This is a genomic window from Arenibacter algicola (genome assembly GCF_000733925.1).
In the GTDB taxonomy this organism is placed as follows: Bacteria; Bacteroidota; Bacteroidia; order Flavobacteriales; family Flavobacteriaceae; genus Arenibacter; species Arenibacter algicola.
This window is the reverse complement of the sequence record NZ_JPOO01000001.1, coordinates 2,157,432-2,177,012: the sequence shown is the minus strand read 5'-3', so window position 1 is coordinate 2,177,012 and position 19,581 is coordinate 2,157,432. Positions and strand designations below refer to the sequence as shown.

Genomic DNA, 19,581 nt, shown 5'->3' with positions numbered 1-19,581 from the left:
ACTGACCAATGTCATATTACAGTTATGGCCATAAGTTTAGTTTTGTATGGATGTAGCTATTTAATTTTGAATGAAGAATATACTGTTCCCCACCGATTTTTCCGAAAATTCATGGTACGCAATTGAATATGCCTTAAAGCTGTTTAAAGATGCTCCCTGTAATTTTTATGTACTCCATGTTGATGCTTTAAGTAGATCCGGTGTGGACAGCAATTCCTTTGTTATGCCATCCAAAAGTATTAATGTGGCCCTTAAGGATAATCTAGAGGATACCTTTGCACGTATTAAGACCATTACCACCAACAAGGACCATAATTTTATCGCCCTCCATGAATATGGAAATCTCATAGATATTATTCGAAAGACCATATCGGACAAAAAGATAAATCTAATTGTCTTGGGGACCAAAGGGGCTTCGGGCATAAAAGAAACCATTTTGGGCAGCAATACCGGGAATGTCATGACCAAGGTACCCTGTAATCTATTGGTGATTCCAGAAAAAGCCGTGCAGTGCATCCCTCAAGAAATTGCCTTTCCTACCGATTACAATAATTTCTATTCCCATTCTATTTTGGAGGCGATTTCAAAAATGCTCCGTCTCACCAAAGCCAACCTAAGTGTTGTTAATGTCTCGAAGCCCAGTGTACAATTAAATGAAGCCCAAAATCAGAATATGGTCTATTTACAGGACTATCTGCTGGAACTTTATGAAAAATCGCATAGTATCCACAACCTAAAACATGAAAAGGCCAAAAGTGCCATTGAGCAATTTGTTGTCAGTGAGAAAATAGATATGGTGATCATGGTGGCCAAGAACCTAAATTTTCTGCAACAGCTGCTGTTCGACACCACCATTAAAAAAATTAGTTTTCAGACGAGGGTTCCTTTACTTGTCCTTCACGAATAAACGCACCCCCATGGGTTGATATAGGGCTACTGATAAATGTCATAGGTTTTATATGTCGCTACCAATAACTTTGATAGGTATACAAAAGAAAACCTATGAAAGCAGTTTTGATTCCTACCGATTTTTCCCACAGTGCCATGCATGCCATAGATTATGCACTGAATCTTTACAAATGTGAACGCACCAACTTCTGCTTTTTACATGCTTATGCAGATGAGGTTTATGGTCCGTTCAAGACTAATGGGGAAACCTCTTTTGAAGAGCAAAAGGAAACTGTTAGGAATAACACGGATAAATCCTTAAAAGATCTTATCCAAAAACTAGCTGCTAGGGAGCACAATCCAAAACACACTTACGAAACCCTGTCTGCATTCGACACCTTGGTCGATGCCGTTAACGACTTTGCCAACCAAATAAATGTTGACCTAGTAATAATGGGTACAAAAGGACAGACAGCGGACAAAAAAATTACTTTCGGTAGCCATACGGTACAGGTTTTCAAATACGTACAGTGCCCAGTACTCGCTGTTCCTTTGGACTTTAAGTACCATCAGCCAAAAAAGATATTGTTTCCCACAGATTATATGCTGCCCTATAAACGTAGGGAATTGAAGTTGCTGAATACCTTGGCTGCCGAATTTAAATCTGAAATATATTGCCTTTACATTTCAGACTTTGAAGATTTAAGCAACAGACAGATAGACAACCAACGTTTCCTAAAAGAATCTTTGGCAGACGCCTTCCTGTTTTTTGAAATATGCCCCACTAAGAATAAGGCCGAGGCCATAATGGATTACATCAAAAAGAATAACATAAACCTTTTGGTCATGGTAAACTCGCGCCATTCATTCTTGGAAGATATGCTTTACAGATCAACGGTAGACGAAATTGGGCTACGCTTAAAGGTACCTTTTTTGGTGATGCAGAATCTACCTAGATAATTTAAAAAGATGTAAGGATGAAAAAAATTTTGTTGCCCACCGACTTTTCCACTAACGCTTGGAACGCCATCGTGTATACGGTGAATTATTTCCAAAATGAAAAGTGTCTTTTCTATATACTTCACACCTATACCCCTACTTTTTACAGGGTAGATTATATGATGGGAGGTCCGGTCAATAGTGCCATTCCCGACAAGGGTGTAGAGGTGGCCCAGGCAGGTTTGGAAAAGACGCTAAGGGATTTAAGAAAGAACCTGCCTAACAAAAACCATCAATTCAAAACCATTTCATCTTTTAATATTCTAACCGATGAAATTGAAGAGGTTACCGCAAAAGAGGGAATAGACATCATTGCCATGGGAACCCAGGGAGCTACAGGGGCCAAGGAAATCTTTTTGGGAACCAACACGGTCCATGTTATCAAAAAAGCCAAGATTCCGGTATTGGCCATTCCCAATGGTTATGCCTTTAAGGAAATTGATTCCATAGTCTTCCCTACAGATTACACCACGCCTTATGACCCAGAGGCATTAGGTTTTCTGGCAGAAATGTCCAAGTTGCAAAAGGCTAGAATAATAGTACTGAATGTTAAGGAGGATTTTGTCCTTAACGAGAAACAAAATGCCCATAAAAAAGCCCTGGGCGCTTTCCTTCAGCCCATGGACCATAGCTTTGAGCAGGTCAAGGGCGAATTAATGCCCAATGCCATACATGAATATGTGGAAAAACATAGAATTGGGCTACTGGCCATCATGAACCGCAAACATACATTTTTACATCGGCTGATCAATAAATCTACTATAGACTCCATTGGATATCATTCCAGGATACCCTTTGTAGCCATACCAGAAAGTTGGGAAAAACCCCTTAAAAAAACTTAATGATGAAAAAGATATTGTTGCCGACAGATTTTTCCGATAATGCCTGGAATGCCATATTTACAGCATTAAAGCTCTATGCCGATGTGAAATGTACATTTCTCATTTTACATGCCTATGAGCCAAAGGCCTTGAACATGTTAGGGCAAAAAAGTCAACAGAGATTAGGAATCATTTACGACTCATTGGCACTGAATGCTGCTCAGGAATTGGAAAAAATATTGTCTTACTTAAGCGAAAACCACAACAACCCTAACCATAAATTTGAAACCATATCAAAGTCCGATACTTTGGAAGGCGCAGTTAAGGAATTAGTCTCTACCAAGGATATAGACCTCGTTGTTATGGGGACTCAAGGTGCTACCGGAGCAAAGGAAATCTTTATGGGCAGCAATACGGTAAAAGTCCTAAAACAACTTAATAATATTTCCATTTTAGTGGTTCCCAAGGACTATAACTTTCAAAAGTTAAAGACGCTGGTCTTCCCTACGGATTATACCAGGAAGTATGAAAAGTTTGAGCTATTGCCCATGACAGAACTTACAAAACTTTGGAACGCAACCATACAGGTGATACATGTGGCAGTAGAATTTTTACTCAACGACGTCCAGGAAGCAAACCAAAAAATTTTGGAAGAGCGTTTAGCCGGTTATAACTATAGCCTACATGAACTTGGCTTCGATGGCAATATTGCACAAAGTGTTGAGCAGTATGTAGCTGAAACCAGGGCAGATCTATTGACCATGGTGCGGTACCATCATAACTTTTGGGAAAGAATTATAGATGAGCCCGTAATAAAAAAAATAGCCTTTCATTCCACGGTGCCGGTCTTGTTCCTACCCGAGCAGTCATAGGAAGGGCAAATAAAAGCCGTTTAACTATAAAAAAGATGGTACATACATGATTCAGAAAATTATTATACCCTAAGGGTAATAACACTTTTAATCATTACAGCTTACACCCTCTTGAATGAAACTCTAAAGCTGCAGTGACCACTAAAAGCTATAAAAACAAACAAATGAAAGCAAAACATATACTACTGCCCACGGACTTCTCGGCAAACGCGCGGAATGCCATAGACTACGCCATTTACCTTTTTGAAAAGGTAGATTGTGTATTTCATATTTTGCATGCCTTTGAAGTTGGGGCATCCAATTTGAGCAGTACCATGGGAAAGGCAAAGGACACTCGCCTATTTAGGGCAATAAAGGATGAATCCCAGAGAGACATGAAATCCCTAATAGACGAACTGGAATCCGCAAATAAAAATACTAAGCACTCTTTTAAGGGATTAAGTATCGCCGATTCCTTGGTAAATGCCATAGGAAGAACCACTATCGATAAAGGCATACAATATATTTTTATGGGAACCAAAGGTTCCTCCGCTCTGAAAGAGGTATTTATGGGCAGCAACACGGTAAGGATTATTCAGAAAATAGACTTCTGCCCTATCATTGCCGTTCCTGAAAATTATGATTTTGATCTTCCTGACGAAATAGCCTTTGCCACAAATTTTGAACATATTTACAGTGAGGTAGAACTGGTACCGCTCATAGGATTGGCAAAATTATGGAACTCCAAAATCACCATCGTACATATTGATACGGGCAAGGAATTGCAACCCCATCAACAAACAGCCAAAGATACATTGCCCAAAAGGTTCTTTGGCCTAAATCACGGTTTTGAAGAGATTAAAGGACATACTTCTATTTCTGGGGCCATAAATGGCTATACCCATGAAAATGAAAATATAGGAATGATTGCCATGGTAAATTATTGGCACAGTTTCTTTGAGAAGTTAACCAAAGAAAATGTTATAAAGCGGGTAGCCTTCAATACGGAAGTACCTTTTTTAATATTTCCCCTGATAGAACCCTAAACGTTGCTACCATTTTACAACAATTACGGCCCACATGATATATGTCATAGGGCAACAATTATAGAGCAATTAATTTTAGTTCACTGAATTCAACCAACAAAACCAAACCATATTGAACCGTTAAAATAACATTTATGAAAAATATATTGATACCTACCGACTTCTCTGACAATGCTTGGAATGCCATTAAATATGGTACGGCATTGTACTCTAAAACCAGATGTACTTTTCATATTATTCATATAAATCCCATTTCCTACAATTCCGGTGGTGAAGCCGCCATGTACGTTTCTCCTGAAATATTGGAGGAAACCATCCTAAAGGAAAGTAAGGAAAAATTGGAAAATTTGCTTAAAGAGATTGAACGCCTGCCCCTTAACACCAAACATACCTTTAAGACATCGGCGTTGTACGGATTTTTTACCGATCATATTAAGCAGGAAGTACAGGATAAAAATATTGACCTGATCATCATGGGAACCAAAGGAGCCACCGGCCTTAAAGCTGTTTCCTTGGGCAGCAATACCGGTAATGTTCTAACAAAAGTACGATGCGCTGTTCTGGCAGTGCCCGAAGACGCAGAATACAATACCCCGCGAGAAATAGGGTTTCCTACAGATTTTCAGTTAAGCTATGATATAAAGGTCCTGAACCATATCAAGGAACTTGCTGTAATGCACAGCTCTGCCCTTCGCTTCCTATATGTTTCCCAAAAAGGAAAAGACCTCATCGATCTTCAGAAAAAGAATAAGGAATTTATAAAAAATTATTTTAGGGAAAACGAACATTCCTTTCATACCCTTACCATAAAGAATTTGGACGACGCGGTACAAGCATTTGTAGAAAGCAGGGATTTGGATATGCTGGTCATGGTAGCCAAGAACCTAAACTTCTTGGAACGCATCCTGTTTAAACCGGCTGTCGAAAAAATAAGTTACCATACCAAGATTCCATTTCTAATAGTACACGAATAAGACTGCTGGATTTCGATAATTGGGCGAGTCCTAGTTACCGCCCTTTAAATATGCTGTTGAACAACCCTCACTATGTCGTTCTTTTGAAGCACGCCAGATTGTCGCCAAACCTGCTTCCCATTTTTAAATAACACCATGGTAGGTACCCCCCTTACTTGATAAGTACTGGCCAAGGATTGATTCTTGTCCACATCGATCTTTACAATTTTCAGGGCATTCCCCATTTCCTCCTTGACCTGTTTTAAAATAGGTGCCAGCATTTTACAGGGTCCGCACCAATCCGCATGAAAATCGACCAGAACAGGGGTTTCAGAATTGATAATATTGCTAAAACTATCTTTCATAATTTTATTTTTTTAAAAGTAAACTATCTCGGAGCAGGAAAGCATCTAAAGGCGGTCTGCAGGTTCAAATCTGGATTATCGAGTAAAATTACCTAAACAAAGAGAATATGGAACTGACCAATATCATGGTTTTCAAAATTCTTCCTCTTTAGATTTACCGTACCAATGTATAAAACACTATGAAAAAAATATTGCTTCCCACTGATTTTTCAGACAATTCCATTAAGGCCATTAGCTACGCTTTGAAGATTTTCAAAAATGTAAAATGTAAATTCTATTTAATGCATACCTATATGCCACCAGTGTACAACGCGGAATACCTGGTTGGAAGTCCGGGTCTGATCGGCTTGGGCGATGTAATGCAGGAAACCTCCATGACCCAACTGGAAAAACTCAAAAGTCGCTTGGAAAAGGAATATATTAACCCTAATCATAGCTTTATTGTTCACACTGCCTTTAACACCCTGGTGAACGAAGTTATGGAAACCGTAGAATCTGAAGGTATACATTTGGTAGTAATGGGCACCACAGGAGCCACAGGGGCCAAGGAAATCCTATTTGGAACAAATACGGTACATGTCATAAGAAAAGCCAATTGCCCCGTGTTAGTGGTACCCCCTAATTTTGAGTACGAGAATCCGTTGGAAATATTATTCCCAACTGACTATGAAATTGTATACAAAAAGGAGAAGTTGACTCCACTTTTGGACATAGCCAATGAATATGGGTCCCAAATAAATGTTTTACACGTATCCACAGGCTATAAACTGACTCCGGATCAAGAAAAGCAAAAGAAAGGCCTCGAAAAGATTTTGGGCAACAAGGCATTGTTCCATGATGTCCCCAACAATGAAATTATAGACGCCATCAATGCTTTCCAGGCCAAAGAAAAAATCAACCTGCTGGTCATGGTTCAGAACAAACATACTTTTATGGAGCGACTTTTTATTGAACCTGTTATCAAAAAAATAGGTTTCCACGTCACTATACCCTTTATGGTAATTCCACAATTTTAATTCATAGATAATGAAGAATATACTTGTTGCCACCGATTTTTCCAATAATGCCTATTGTGCCCTGTTCTACGTAACAAAACTTTTAGCATCGGAAAAATGTACCTTTTACATTCTTAACACCTATTCGGAACTTACCATAGCCCCAGGCAAAAAACTTCCAATACTAAATATTAAAAAGCACCTAAAGGAAATGGAATCTAAGTCCAAGGAAAAATTAACACACACCAAGCACAAGATAGTCTTGGACAATGAGAATCCCCTTCATACCTTCAAGACCATATCCCAAAAAGGGGACTTGGTAAATATCATAGCGCAAAAAATAGGGGAACTTAAGATCCATTTGGTAACCATGGGGAACAAAGGACTTACAGAAGCTACCGATGTATTTTTTGGAAGCAATACCATTAGGGTGGCCGATAATCTCAAATGCCCATTACTGGCCATTCCCGGCGAAATGGATTTCCACCCAATAAAGGAAATCGCGTTTGTAACTGACTTGAGAAAGGACTGTGGTCAAAAAACTATAGATCAACTGCTATATTTTGCCTCTTTGTCCAAAGCGTCCATTAGGGTCGTACACGTTCAGGAACAACATATTCTGAACAAGACCCAGGAGGAGAATAGAAAAAAATTGGAAGATGGTCTAAGTCATGTTGGCCATTCATTCCAATGGATCAAAAATTTTGACGACAAAGCGAAGGTAATAGATATTTTTTTGGAAAAACTAAAAGTGGATTTGTTCGCCATGGTACATGAAAAGCGCAATCTTTTTGAAAAGCTTACCCGTGAACCAGTAGTAAAAGACTTAAGCATGTATTCCGATATCCCATTCTTAATTCTCCCCTCCCAAGAATGACCATTGTCATAGAAACTGTCACTAAAGCCTATTATATTTAATAAAACTAAAGAAGCATTGTCATGGACAAAAGAATACTAATTCCTACCGATTTCTCCAAAAATGCGTTGAACGCCACACGCTATGCCTTGGACCTTTATGCAAAGCTTAACTGCGAATTCTATTTTTTGAACATCTTCCGCTTGGATAATTACACCACAAGTACCTTAATTCTGCCAGAACCGGGCAGTGCGGAATACGAAGCTGCCAAAGAAGCATCTGAGGTGGCTTTTGCCAAGCTATTGGACATGCTGGAGCTTCACCATGACAACCCAAAACATAGTTATCATACAATTTCATCCTTTAATTTTCTTTCTGAGGCCATAAAACAGACCATTGCGAGCAAAGATATAGACCTTGTAATCATGGGTACACAGGGAGCTACGGGTGCCAAAGGAATCATTTTTGGTAGCAATACTGTAAATGCCATGGAGACAATAAGGGAGTGCCCAGTAATGGCCATCCCAGATGAACTTCGGTTTTCCACTCCCAAAGAAATTGTCTTTCCTACTAATTACAAATCCACCTTTAGCCGAAAGGAATTGAATTATTTGATAGAGATGGCCATGATGCACAATACGGCGATACGCGTTGTACACTTTACGAAAAAAACTACGCTCGCCGAAGACCAAGAAGCCCGCAAAAAACTCTTGGACGACATCCTCGAAAGTGTTGACCATAGCTTCCATACCCTGACGGATAAGGACGTCGCCCGGGGATTAACCTCTTTTGTAGAAAGTAGGAACAGCGACATGATCGCGTTCATCAACAAAAAACATTTTTTGTTCAATAGTATATTTTCCAGACCATTGGTGAAGGAAATTGGTTATGATGCCACTGTTCCTATTTTGGCTCTGAACGAATCTTAAAAAACATTGTATTATGAAAAATATTGGAATATGGATGGATAGGGAAAAAGCCCATATTATCCGTTTGGATAACAAAGAAGAGAAATTGGAAACCATTTTTTCGGAGATGGAATTTTTTAACCGCAAGGGTACCTCTGGACCTAGGGTAAAATCCGGTGTAACCCAAGATGTTACACACGAGCGCACCTATCTGGAAAGGGAGAAAGCACAATTAAAATCATATTTTAAAAAACTCGCGGACGCCATTGGTGATGCAGATGCCATAGCGCTTTTTGGCCCGGCAGATACCAATGAGAAGTTTAGAAAAGAACTGCTGGAACACCACAAAGGACTTGCAGAAAGAGTAAAAGCCGTCGCCAAAGCCGATAGCATGACCGAGAACCAGACCAAAGCCTTGGTAAGGGACTTTTTTGGCCAAAAAAAATAGTTGGTTAATTTTTAATTGGGAGACCGCCAAAACAATTTTTGTTTAGGCGGTCTTATTTAAATCCATTGCCCATGAACAGTCTCTTGGACTTTTTTAACGACCCATTAGTATTGAAGATTATCAAACTTTTGTTGTGGATACTGGCCATAATAATCTTTATTGGGTTTCTTCGTAGGGTACTAAAAAGAAGAATAGATAATGTTTCGGTTAGATACAAGGCGCAAAAAGGAGTAGAAATTATTGGCTACGTTCTAATTTCGCTATTGATCCTAATGGCATTTACGGTAGAAAACATTAAAGATTACACCATTATCATAGGCCTGTTCACTGCTGGAATAACCTTTACCCTCCAAGAATTGATCCTAAGTATTGCGGGATCTTTCTATATCTTTTTTGTAAAGGTCTATAAACCTGGAGACCGTATTGAAATTAATGGCATTAAAGGGGATGTAATTGATATAGATAGCATCTATACCACCCTAATGGAGATTGGGGAATGGGTAAGTAGTGACAATTATTCTGGTAGGATTGTCAAGATCAGCAACGCCTTTGTTTTTAAAGGTCCTATTAAGAACTATTCCATGGATTTTCCATTTGTTTGGGATGAACTCAATATACTTATAACCTATGATTCGGATGTTGCACTGGCAAAAAAAATAGTAATGGAAAAGGCCACTGATTTCCTTTCCGAATACACCAAGAATTCTATAGCAAGGTGGGAGGAAATGGTGGAGCATTATTATATAGAAAATGCCACTATTGCCCCAACCTTGGCCATTAGTCCAACAGATAATTGGATAGCCATAAATCTAAGGTATATTACGGATTATAAGTTAAGGCGGATAACAAAGCACGAACTGTTCGAGCAAATAGTACAGGCCCTTATGGCTACGGATGACAAAGTAAAATTGGCTTCCACCACCTTGCAGCTTCTAAAAATACCGGAATTGGATATTCATCTAAAGCAATGATATGAAAAAGGAATTGGACATTGAAATTCTAAAATCCTCAGGGGAACGGGCCAAATTTTCTTTGGACAAACTGCGTAAATCCCTTAAACACAGTGGGGCCGACCATAATCTTGTGGAACAAATTGTAGACCAGGTAAAGGATGAGTTATATGAAGGCATATCTACCAATGAGATATATAACAGGGCCTATTCCCTACTGAAAAAAAACAAATCCATCTTTGCTTCAAAATACAAACTAAAAAAAGCCATTTACGAATTGGGGCCAACAGGCTTTCCCTTTGAACGTTTTGTGGCCGCCATTCTGGAATATTCTGGCTACCATACTAGTGTAGATCAAATAATGAACGGTATCTGTGTAACACATGAAATTGATGTTGTTGCGGAAAAAAATGGAACTGTCACTGTTATAGAATGTAAGTTCCACTCGGAAGAAGGGCGTAACTGCAATGTTAAGATCCCCCTCTATATCCATTCCAGATATAACGATGTAAAAGCACATTGGGCCACCAAGAAAAATGAACATAGGGAACTGGATAAAGGCTGGGTGGTAACCAACACGCGTTTTACCAGCGATGCCTCCACTTATGGAAAATGTGCAGGATTGTATTTACTAAGCTGGGATCTACCATTGAATGATGGTCTTAAGGACCGTATAGATCGTTTAGGACTTTACCCCATCACCGTTTCTACCCTGCTCAGCAATAGGGAAAAACAGTTTTTATTGAGTAGGGATGTGGTCTTATGTAGGCAGCTTTGGAAGGATAAGTTTTTTTTGGATCATTTGGGAATCTCCAGTACCAGGAAAGAAAAAATCCTGAACGAGATTAAACAGCTTTGCAATCATTAAAACATGAATACAATCAAAATACATTTCCTGGGCGCTTCCGGAACCGTAACAGGCTCTAAATTCTATTTGGAGACCCCTGAATTGAATCTGATGATAGATTGCGGAATGTTCCAAGGGATAAAGGAACTGCGACAACAAAACTGGAATCCCTTGCCCATAGATGTCTCAAAAATAGACATGGTGCTTTTGACCCATGGACATCTGGACCATACAGGATACCTGCCCAGATTACAAAAGGAAGGCTTTAGAGGTAAAATTTTGGGCACAGCTCCCACTTTGGCAATTGCCCGAATAATTCTTTTGGACAGTGCCAAGATTCACGAAGAAGAAGCCGATCAGGCCAATAAGGAAGGGTACAGCAAGCACGACCCAGCACTCCCTTTTTACACCGTAAAAGACGCCGAACGTACCATAAGTTTGTTTCAATCCATGGAAAAGGAAGAATGGATTACGCTCTCAGAGCACATTCGCCTCAAATACCGATATAATGGTCATATCATAGGGGCGACCTACATTGAATTGGAGGTCTTCGGGAAACTATTTGTTTTTTCTGGGGACGTTGGTAGATTACATGATGATCTATTGGAAGCCCCGGTACGTCCAAAATGGGCCGATTATCTTTTTGTGGAAAGCACCTATGGGAATAAATTGCATCCTAAAGAAGACGTAGAAGGAAAACTCAGCGATCTCATAAAAACAACCATTGGGGAGAGGGGAAATCTCATCATCCCATCCTTTGCCGTGGAGCGACTACAATCGCTAATGTATCTACTTTGGCAGTTGTATAAAAAAAACAAGATCCCAAATATCCCTATTTTTATAGATAGCCCCATGGGCAACAATGTGTTGTCCGTATTTGAACAATTTCCACATTGGCATAAACTACCTATGAACGAGTACCATGCCATGTGCAATCACTTCAATATTATAACCTCCTATGCCGACACATGGAAGACCATCGACGATCCCAGATCTAAAATTGTAATTGCCGGAAGCGGAATGGTAACAGGAGGCAGGGTACTTACCTATCTAAAACAGCTGATAGACATAGCATCTACATCGGTTTTATTAGTGGGGTTCCAAGCAGAAGGAACCCGCGGACGCCAACTATTGGAAGGGGCCTTTGAACTAAAGCTGTTTGGAAAATACTATCCCGTTAAGGCAAAAATCCATCATTTGGAAAGTCTATCCGCCCATGCCGATCAAAGCGAGTTGTTGCATTGGATGGAGGAAATCGACAATATTCCCGAAACAGTTTTCCTTATCCATGGGGAACCTACTTCCCTTGATGCCTTTAGAGTAAAGATCAGGGATGTTCATGGTTGGAACGTACAGATTCCAAAACTCAATGAAATACAAAAAATTTTCATCTAGAATGGAGATGACAAATCTCATAGCAGGGATTTTTAAAAGTTCATAACTTTATCCAAGATCCAAAAAAAAATGGAAAAGAAAAATACGGTCACAGATAACGGGAGGAAAATTGCCCTTTTGCATTGGAAAATCCAGCAATGGAAATTGAAGTTTCAATTAATGGATGACGAAATTGTTTTTATAAAACGCCTATTGGATTCCAATGCCTTTAAGCCCAACATCCCTAACCTCTTTGAACGTCTACAGGATTACAAAACCCGTTTGCAGGTTATCGAAAAAAGAAATGCGGCTGTAAGATCTCAAATTTCATTGCACGAAAACAATTTGGGCAATGAGTTGGATATAGCGGACAGCTCCATTAGTGCGGACGACGTTAAAAAAAATGATAGTCTTCAAGTGAACGTGGATGAATGTCAGAGGGATTACCAAAATCTGAAAGGCGAAATTTTCAATTATACCGGGAGCATTTTTATAATGAACGAACCAGAAAGGAAATGATTGCACAACTGACCAACGTCATATTAATTCATCAACACATCCACTACCTTCACAACCATTCCTGAAATTAGAAAAAACTATTAAAACAAAGGTTTATACCATGAAAAAAGCATTAATTCTACTCGCAATATTACTAACGGGATGTTCTTCCACGAGTTTGGTGGAAAACTGGAAAAACCCGGACATTGTGCTCTTCCATGCCAATAAGGTGTTGATAGTAGGTATGGCATCAAACGAGGAAGCCAGAACGGATTTCGAAACAAGCATGCTGAAAGAGTTTAGCAAAAGAAATGTTGATGCAATGCGCAGCCTTGATGTTTTTGATGTTTCCTTTACCGATACCCGTAAGACCGAAAAGGAACTTGATGATGTGGAACAAAGTCTACTGGACAAAGACTTTGATGCCATACTTTTTACCAAAGTAGTTGGTTCCGAGGACAAGGAAAGCTTTTTGAAATCCATTTCCAGATGGAACAATTACCAAGGAAGATTTAATGACGATTATCTAAGTCACCAAGACATCTATTACGATCAAGGATATTACGATAAATTTACCGTATACCATGCGGAGACTACACTGTATTGTATTTGTGAAGGCAAGGAAAGGTCTATGATCTGGAGGGGAAGTATAGACATCTCCGACCCCCAAAACATACAAAAAACTATCAAAGATTACATAAAGCTAGTTGTTATGGCTATGGAGGACCAAGATCTAATTTTTATTAAAGAAGAAAAAAATGAAATTACTGGTCTATAGTGCTAAAGATTTTGAAATCCCTTTTTTAAATAACGCCAATAACAAGATCCATAAGGTAACCTATACAACAGATGCCTTAAATTCCGAGACAGCGATCCAAGCTGTTGGGCATATGGCAGTATCCATATTTTCCGGTGATGATGCCTCCTCTTTAGTATTGGAAAACCTATCGGATCTGGGAGTTCGTTATATTAGCTTGCGTTCGGCTGGATACAACAACGTGCATCTTAAAACAGCACATAAATTTGGGATTAAGGTAGCCAATGTTCCGGAGTATTCCCCCTACTCCATTGCCGAACATGCGATAGCCCAATTACAGGCCCTTAACCGGAAGATTATTTTAGTGGATAGGCAGGTACATGCCTATAATTTTCTGCAAAGCAACCTGATGGGTTTCGATTTGAACAAAAAGACCGTAGGCATTGTTGGGACCGGTAAAATTGGCAGTGTAATGGCGAAGATCATGAACGGTTTTGGTTGCAAGATATTGGCCAATGACCTTAAACCCGATTATAGACTTGTACAACAATATGATCTTACCTACACTTCTTTGGACGAGCTTTGCAAACAATCGGATATAATAAGCCTTCACATTCCGCTCTCCCAAGAGAACTACTATTTAATAGACAAACAAAAATTGGCCCTAATGAAACCAGGGGTTATTTTGATAAATACGGCAAGAGGAGCCTTAGTGGAGACTAAAGCCTTGATAAATGCCCTGGAAAAAAAAGCAATTGGTGGTTACTGCACAGATGTTTATGAAAAGGAAATAGGATCGTTCTTTAAGGACAATTCTAAAGATGGAATCAAAGACACCCAATTAATGAAGTTATTGTCCTTTCCCAATGTGCTGCTTACACCCCACCAAGGATTTATTACCAAAGAGGCCTTGACCAATATTGCCGAAGTTACCTTTGAAAATCTGAATAGCTGGGAAGAAGGTAAACCGTCCAAAAACGAATTGGTCCTTGAAACCATTAGTTCATAGCAACGGACTAAACAATTTTCCAAAACCTTCCTTTAGCTTTTCTCCCCATGGTCTTTTTATATGGACTTCATAGACCAACATTCTACTTGAATATGCATCCTTAAGAAAGTCTTCCTTCAATAACTGGGCAAAAGAGGTGTCGTAAACAATGGCATTTACCTCATAATTCTGTTCAAAACTCCTATCATCCAAATTGGCCGTGCCTATGGTAGCTATAGCATCATCACTAACAATGATCTTACTGTGCAAAAATCCGTCGGGAAATAAATAGATCTTCACCCCGGATTTAAGAAGGGGTTCAAAATAGGACCGCACACTCCAACTTACTATTTTGTTATCCGCATTTTCTGAAACCATTAAACGTACATCCACACCTCCCAGTGCAGCGGTCTGCAAGGCCTGCATTACAGCCTGTCCAGGAATTACATACGGATTGGTAATAAACAGATAATTCTTCGCCTTATTGATTATTGTAAAGTAGGTTTGTTCCAAAGAAGGAAAATCGTCATCAGGTCCCCCGGAAACGATTTGCACAAGTTTACCTTCATTTTCATCAATTGCAGCTTTATCCGTATCCAAGGGTAGCACAGCAATAGTCTTTTGACAAACCAGGTACCAATCCATTGCAAAAACAAAATCCAAATGACTTGCCGCCGTACCTTCCAGTCTTAGGTGCATATCGTGCCAATTGCCCAGTTCCAGATCGCCTTTCAAATATTTATCCGATACGTTTATTCCGCCGGTAAATGCCACCTTGCCATCTACCACAATAATCTTTCTATGATTTCTATAGTTTAAGGACGAAAAAAAACGCCCGAACTTGAAAGGCAGAAAAGGATATACCTCTACCCCAATAGTTGTTAATTTTCTTAAATAGACCTTACTTAATGAAAAGCTGCCAATACCGTCATAAATCATTCTTACCTCCACCCCTTGCGTAATTTTACGCTCAAAAAGCTGCAATAGCCTTTCTGTTAGTTCCCCTTCTTCAAAAATGTAGTATTGTAGATGTATACGGTATTGGGCGTTCTCCAAAGATTCGAAGATAGATTCGAAGGTCGTTTTTCCATCTTTCAATAGTTGCAGTTCATTACTGTCTGTTGGCGGGAAATGTGAATTTCGATATACCAAGGTCATGAGTTTTTGGTATTTCCCGCTCATGGAAGCCATGTGCTGCATTAAGGGCTCCGGCAAATTTAAAAAAGCCTTCTTTTTTAATTTCAACAACTTATTTTTTCTTCGATTTCTTCCCAAAAGAAGATAAAGGAACATCCCGCCCACGGGAATGGTAAAAATGGCCAGAAGCCAGGCCAAACTTTTTGAAGGTTTGGCACCGTGCAAAAGGATACTTATGATAATGATTAAGGCAATAAGCAAATAAAGACTAAGAAAAATAGCATTCCACATGTTTCCCTTTTAGTTTGTTGACTTGGATAAGTACAATGAACAAATTTCGGGAATTGTTGTGTTTTAACTATGATAATTATCAGCTATTGATAGCTTTGAGCTATATATAGCTATCCTATTGTAGCAGTGAATGGTAATATAAAACCCTCAAAACATAAATGTTTTGTCTTGAGGATTCTTTATTGTCCTTATTATTTAGTTCCAAACATTGCTGGAAATTAGTTTTGTCCAATAATCAAAGGTTTTTATGTATTTCTAGTCCTATGAGTGAGCAAGCTTGCCCGCAATTATGCCTGGGCCTTTAAAAAGCTGTGCAATAGACTTGAAAATTCCCATTGTTTTAAAAGGCGCAAAATCGAACCGGAGAATGGCTTCCGGCGACTCCTCCCCTACAATGGCCAGTCCGTTCACTATCTCGAAGTCCAGAAACTTAATTCCGTCCGCCCGTTCTTGATATCTATCACTATAGATAATTCTACTCCCAGTTTTGGCAAGATAGAATCTGAACGTACTGTAAGAGCCCGGTTCCAGGCTAAGGACGCTTTTGGATTTTAGAAAAAGTCCGGTATGCATACCTTTGATAGGTATGGAAGCCTGACCTGGAAAGTCTGCAATAAAATGCTCCTGTCCTCTACTATCTATAGCAGAAAACTTAGTAATGTTCAAATCCATTTCGGACACTTTCATATCCGTGGCATAGATATTCCGCAGCACCAAATCCTTTATACATTTTCCATCAGAATCCAATAGATACCTATCGGATAGCAGAGGAACCACTTGCCAAGTTTTGGGATAAAAATTCATTTTTTTCATAACGAAGTAATTAAAGAATACACTTACAAATTTATTGGTAGGTGTACTTTAATGAAACAGCAGGATTTTCCAATTTATATGCTATCTTAACTTCAGATTTAAAATAAATCTTAAAAAATGTTAATATCTGGGATATTACGAGCTGATCCCGTTTAGGAGCCGTGTTATAATTATACAAGGTGTATTAGTAAATAGGACAGCTTTTGGGCTTGTACAATTAAAACTTCAAGGCCTACCTAAGTTACCGCTCTTCTAAAAAGTAATATTTACAAACGGAAGTATGGGGCTGGTATATACACTTTCATCTTTCTTGTACAGTAGATTGTACTTTGCCCCAACGGATATTTTTTCGTTAATATTCCAACCTAGACCAACGAAGAGTGCAGAGTCCCAATAATCATCGGTAACTTTTCCAGTAGATGTTTCTGTTTTGGTATTCACCTTGAGCTGGGCGAATTCCAACAAGGTCGTAAGTTGTCTGATCGGCCTATACTGGGTTATGATGTTCGCCCCGAAAGTTGTGGTATTCTGCAAATCTTTGATAGAGGTATAACTGCCCTGGATTCCACCACCTAGACTCACCTTATCGCTTACTTCATATATTAAATTGGGTGCTAAACTAATGTTTGTCCCCCCAACAAAGCTCAAGCCAAACCCTAAACCGAATTTTAATCTATTTTCTGTTTTGGAAGTACTATCCACAACCGCGATATCCGTGGTCTGGCAAAATACATTTTCACTGGATATGAACACTACAATAACCGTGGCCACGGTTAAAAAGAATCTATTTAATTTCATAATGGGCATGTTAATGGTTGGCTATATTTTATAGCTTTTTTTGCTTATTCAAGATATGGCTTTTTTTAACATTATTCAATATTTATTTTGCCCGCAATTAAAGCAAGAGGTTCCTTTTTAGTACATTTCCCTAAAATTTAATGGGTTTGACCAAGTCATTGCATATGATCCTAATGGAATTTCCTTATCGGTTGAAGTGGACCAAAGCTATAGTTAATGTTTAAGCCTAAGGATTTTGTCTTGACATTAGCCGGCATTTATTAACTCAGCAGAACATTCCTCCAAAATAAACCTGTTCTCCGTTTGGCTCAAGAAATCCCTATAATCTTTCAACTCCTTTTCAACATCTGCATTTTTCTCCATATCGTGAAAGTGATGGGTCGCAAGTCTTTCCAATCCGGCAAAGGCATTCATTCTATGAAATCCAAACATTACCCCATCATCTACGGATGTCTCATTAAAGAACTCCCCTTCCAAGGTAAATGCCTCCTTTGGTGCATTCCAGCTTGTAGTTAAAATATACTTTTTACCTTTTAAAAGTCCACCGGTACCGTAATTAATGGCCGGATTCTTACTACTTCTTCCATCACTGTGGTAAATACCATTTTGGTGTCCGTCTGTAAAAACCTCGTCAATATACTTTTTAAAGCCAAAAGGCAATTGAAACCACCAAATAGGAGTATGGTATATAATTAAATCTGCCCATTTAAACTTTTCCACTTCCGCTTTGGAATCGTAATTGTCCCCTACCTCTGTAGATTTAACAGCGTACCCTTCCAAGGATTGGAAGTGCGCAATAGTTGTATTGAACAAAGTCTCATTAAACCTGCCTCCTGAATGCGCAAATGGGTGTCCCCCATTAATAATAAATATCTTTTTCATGCTTACCATTTTAATTATGGTGTAAAAATAAAAGGAATACATGTATATTAAAAATAATACAAATTATACCTTTGTATTAAAATTTTAATGGTTATGGTAAATTTGGAATGGTATAGGACCTTTAAAGAGATCTATGAAAACGGAACCTTAACAAAGGCTTCCGTAGCCTTATATGCTTCGCAACCCGGAGTAAGTGTTCATTTAAATGCCCTGGAAGCCTACGTGGGCAAAAAACTTTTTGAACGTACCTCAAGGAAAATGATCCCAACCGAGGAAGGCAAATTTCTCTACGAGTACATTATAGACCCTATTAATGTATTGGAGATAGCGGAACAACATTTTAAAAAAACAACGCAGGAGAAAAATCCTTCATTACATATTGGCATGTGTTCTGAAACCTTTCAAATGATCATAGAGCCAGAAGTACCAAAATTAGAATTCGATCTAGTGGCAAAATTTGGAAACCATATGGACTTGATAAAAGACTTGAACAATGGTATATTGGATTTGGTAATAACTCCAAAAAAACAAACCAACAAAACAACCTTGGTCAACTACACTCCTTTTTCCAAGGAAAGTATTGTATTGGTTGCCGGAAAACGAACAGACATCTTCAAAATAGAAGATCGGCTAAAAAAAGGGGACCTACAGACACTTGAACAAGAGCTTTTGCAACACAGATGGTATAGTGCTTCCAATGAAATGGAACACTTTAGGAAATTTTGGTATAAAAACTTTAACAAACGTCCCACTTTTAAGCCTAATTACATCTTGCCAAGTATAAATTCGATCATCAGATGTTTGAGCAATGAAAATGGATTGGCTCTGGTTCCCGATTTTCTTTGTAAGGATGCCATTGCTTCCAATGAGATTAAATTGGTTTGGGAAGGTAACACCCCTACCGAAAACACTCTCTATTTTGCCTCTAGGACCGACTTAAAATACAAAAAGGAATTGGCCATTCTACAGGACATTTTTATATCTAAAATGAAACCATCACATTAGGCAATATAAAATTTTGGGCCGTATTCCTCCAACAAATATTGGATAAGCAAGGAGGCTCTTGTATGCTACTGGAGTTTGAATAAATAACATATATTTGGTTTGTACATATAC

General features: G+C 38.8%; 22 protein-coding genes. 17 read left to right on the top strand and 5 right to left on the bottom strand.

Going from position 1 to position 19,581, the window contains the following annotated elements; all coding sequences use genetic code 11:
* Positions 1-70: 70 nt before the first annotated feature.
* The 6 genes from U735_RS0109250 (at position 71) to U735_RS0109225 (ending at position 5,579) form a co-directional block, all read left to right on the top strand.
* Positions 71-907 (top strand): universal stress protein, encoded by an 837-nt coding sequence (locus tag U735_RS0109250; RefSeq protein ID WP_031443556.1) that lies wholly within the window; start codon positions 71-73, stop codon positions 905-907.
* 95 nt (positions 908-1,002) lie between these two features.
* On the top strand, positions 1,003-1,848 hold the full coding sequence (locus U735_RS0109245) for a universal stress protein (RefSeq protein WP_031443555.1): 846 nt from the start codon (positions 1,003-1,005) through the stop codon (positions 1,846-1,848).
* Positions 1,849-1,865: 17 nt separating this feature from the next.
* Complete coding sequence (locus U735_RS0109240; protein ID WP_031443554.1) at positions 1,866-2,729, top strand: universal stress protein; 864 nt, start codon at positions 1,866-1,868, stop codon at positions 2,727-2,729.
* The gene (locus U735_RS0109235; protein WP_232233211.1) at positions 2,729-3,580 is read left to right on the top strand and encodes a universal stress protein; all 852 of its coding nucleotides are present in this window, start codon (positions 2,729-2,731) and stop codon (positions 3,578-3,580) included. The genes U735_RS0109240 and U735_RS0109235 overlap by 1 nt, the downstream gene beginning before the upstream one ends.
* 164 nt (positions 3,581-3,744) lie before the next feature.
* Positions 3,745-4,605: a universal stress protein gene (locus U735_RS0109230; RefSeq protein ID WP_031443552.1), complete on the top strand. Its 861-nt coding sequence runs from the start codon at positions 3,745-3,747 to the stop codon at positions 4,603-4,605.
* Positions 4,606-4,739: 134 nt separating this feature from the next.
* On the top strand, positions 4,740-5,579 hold the full coding sequence (locus tag U735_RS0109225) for a universal stress protein (protein WP_031443551.1): 840 nt from the start codon (positions 4,740-4,742) through the stop codon (positions 5,577-5,579).
* A 44-nt stretch (positions 5,580-5,623) separates the two neighbouring features.
* Here U735_RS0109225 and trxA read toward each other — a convergent pair whose 3' ends face one another.
* The gene (trxA, locus tag U735_RS0109220) at positions 5,624-5,923 is read right to left on the bottom strand and encodes a thioredoxin (RefSeq protein WP_031443550.1); all 300 of its coding nucleotides are present in this window, start codon (positions 5,921-5,923) and stop codon (positions 5,624-5,626) included.
* 179 nt (positions 5,924-6,102) lie between these two features.
* Between trxA and U735_RS0109215 the strand changes: the two genes are divergently transcribed.
* From U735_RS0109215 to U735_RS0109170, 10 genes are all read left to right on the top strand, one after another.
* Positions 6,103-6,939, top strand: a complete 837-nt coding sequence (locus tag U735_RS0109215) for a universal stress protein (protein WP_031443549.1) — start codon at positions 6,103-6,105, stop codon at positions 6,937-6,939.
* Between the two features lie 10 nt (positions 6,940-6,949).
* Positions 6,950-7,795 carry a universal stress protein gene (locus U735_RS0109210; RefSeq protein ID WP_031443548.1) on the top strand — a complete coding sequence of 282 codons (846 nt, stop codon included), beginning with the start codon at positions 6,950-6,952 and terminating at the stop codon, positions 7,793-7,795.
* 62 nt (positions 7,796-7,857) lie between these two features.
* A complete protein-coding gene (locus tag U735_RS0109205) occupies positions 7,858-8,703 on the top strand; it encodes a universal stress protein (protein WP_031443547.1) in 846 nt (281 codons plus the stop codon).
* Between the two features lie 13 nt (positions 8,704-8,716).
* Positions 8,717-9,130, top strand: a complete 414-nt coding sequence (locus U735_RS0109200; protein ID WP_031443546.1) for a hypothetical protein — start codon at positions 8,717-8,719, stop codon at positions 9,128-9,130.
* Between the two features lie 71 nt (positions 9,131-9,201).
* Positions 9,202-10,101 (top strand): mechanosensitive ion channel family protein, encoded by a 900-nt coding sequence (locus U735_RS0109195; protein WP_031443545.1) that lies wholly within the window; start codon positions 9,202-9,204, stop codon positions 10,099-10,101.
* Position 10,102: 1 nt separating this feature from the next.
* Positions 10,103-10,948, top strand: a complete 846-nt coding sequence (locus U735_RS0109190; RefSeq protein ID WP_031443544.1) for an ATP cone domain-containing protein — start codon at positions 10,103-10,105, stop codon at positions 10,946-10,948.
* Between the two features lie 3 nt (positions 10,949-10,951).
* Positions 10,952-12,322 carry an MBL fold metallo-hydrolase RNA specificity domain-containing protein gene (locus tag U735_RS0109185; RefSeq protein WP_031443543.1) on the top strand — a complete coding sequence of 457 codons (1,371 nt, stop codon included), beginning with the start codon at positions 10,952-10,954 and terminating at the stop codon, positions 12,320-12,322.
* A 69-nt stretch (positions 12,323-12,391) separates the two neighbouring features.
* Positions 12,392-12,820, top strand: a complete 429-nt coding sequence (locus U735_RS0109180; RefSeq protein WP_034248129.1) for a hypothetical protein — start codon at positions 12,392-12,394, stop codon at positions 12,818-12,820.
* 100 nt (positions 12,821-12,920) lie between these two features.
* Positions 12,921-13,577, top strand: a complete 657-nt coding sequence (locus U735_RS0109175) for a hypothetical protein (RefSeq protein WP_031443541.1) — start codon at positions 12,921-12,923, stop codon at positions 13,575-13,577.
* A complete protein-coding gene (locus tag U735_RS0109170; protein ID WP_031443540.1) occupies positions 13,558-14,565 on the top strand; it encodes a 2-hydroxyacid dehydrogenase in 1,008 nt (335 codons plus the stop codon). Before U735_RS0109175 ends, U735_RS0109170 begins: the two co-directional genes overlap by 20 nt.
* On the opposite strand, the gene cls is transcribed toward U735_RS0109170, so the two are convergent.
* From cls to U735_RS0109150, 4 genes are all read right to left on the bottom strand, one after another.
* Complete coding sequence (gene cls, locus U735_RS0109165) at positions 14,560-15,972, bottom strand: cardiolipin synthase (RefSeq protein ID WP_031443539.1); 1,413 nt, start codon at positions 15,970-15,972, stop codon at positions 14,560-14,562. The two genes, U735_RS0109170 and cls, sit on opposite strands and share 6 nt — an antisense overlap.
* A 261-nt stretch (positions 15,973-16,233) precedes the next feature.
* Positions 16,234-16,785 (bottom strand): hypothetical protein, encoded by a 552-nt coding sequence (locus U735_RS0109160; RefSeq protein ID WP_031443538.1) that lies wholly within the window; start codon positions 16,783-16,785, stop codon positions 16,234-16,236.
* Between the two features lie 252 nt (positions 16,786-17,037).
* On the bottom strand, positions 17,038-17,583 hold the full coding sequence (locus tag U735_RS0109155) for a hypothetical protein (RefSeq protein ID WP_146032800.1): 546 nt from the start codon (positions 17,581-17,583) through the stop codon (positions 17,038-17,040).
* 246 nt (positions 17,584-17,829) lie between these two features.
* On the bottom strand, positions 17,830-18,465 hold the full coding sequence (locus U735_RS0109150; RefSeq protein ID WP_051892035.1) for an NAD(P)H-dependent oxidoreductase: 636 nt from the start codon (positions 18,463-18,465) through the stop codon (positions 17,830-17,832).
* A 93-nt stretch (positions 18,466-18,558) separates the two neighbouring features.
* On the opposite strand from U735_RS0109150, the gene U735_RS0109145 reads away from it, so the two are divergent.
* On the top strand, positions 18,559-19,470 hold the full coding sequence (locus U735_RS0109145; protein WP_031443535.1) for a LysR family transcriptional regulator: 912 nt from the start codon (positions 18,559-18,561) through the stop codon (positions 19,468-19,470).
* Positions 19,471-19,581 lie beyond the last annotated feature (111 nt).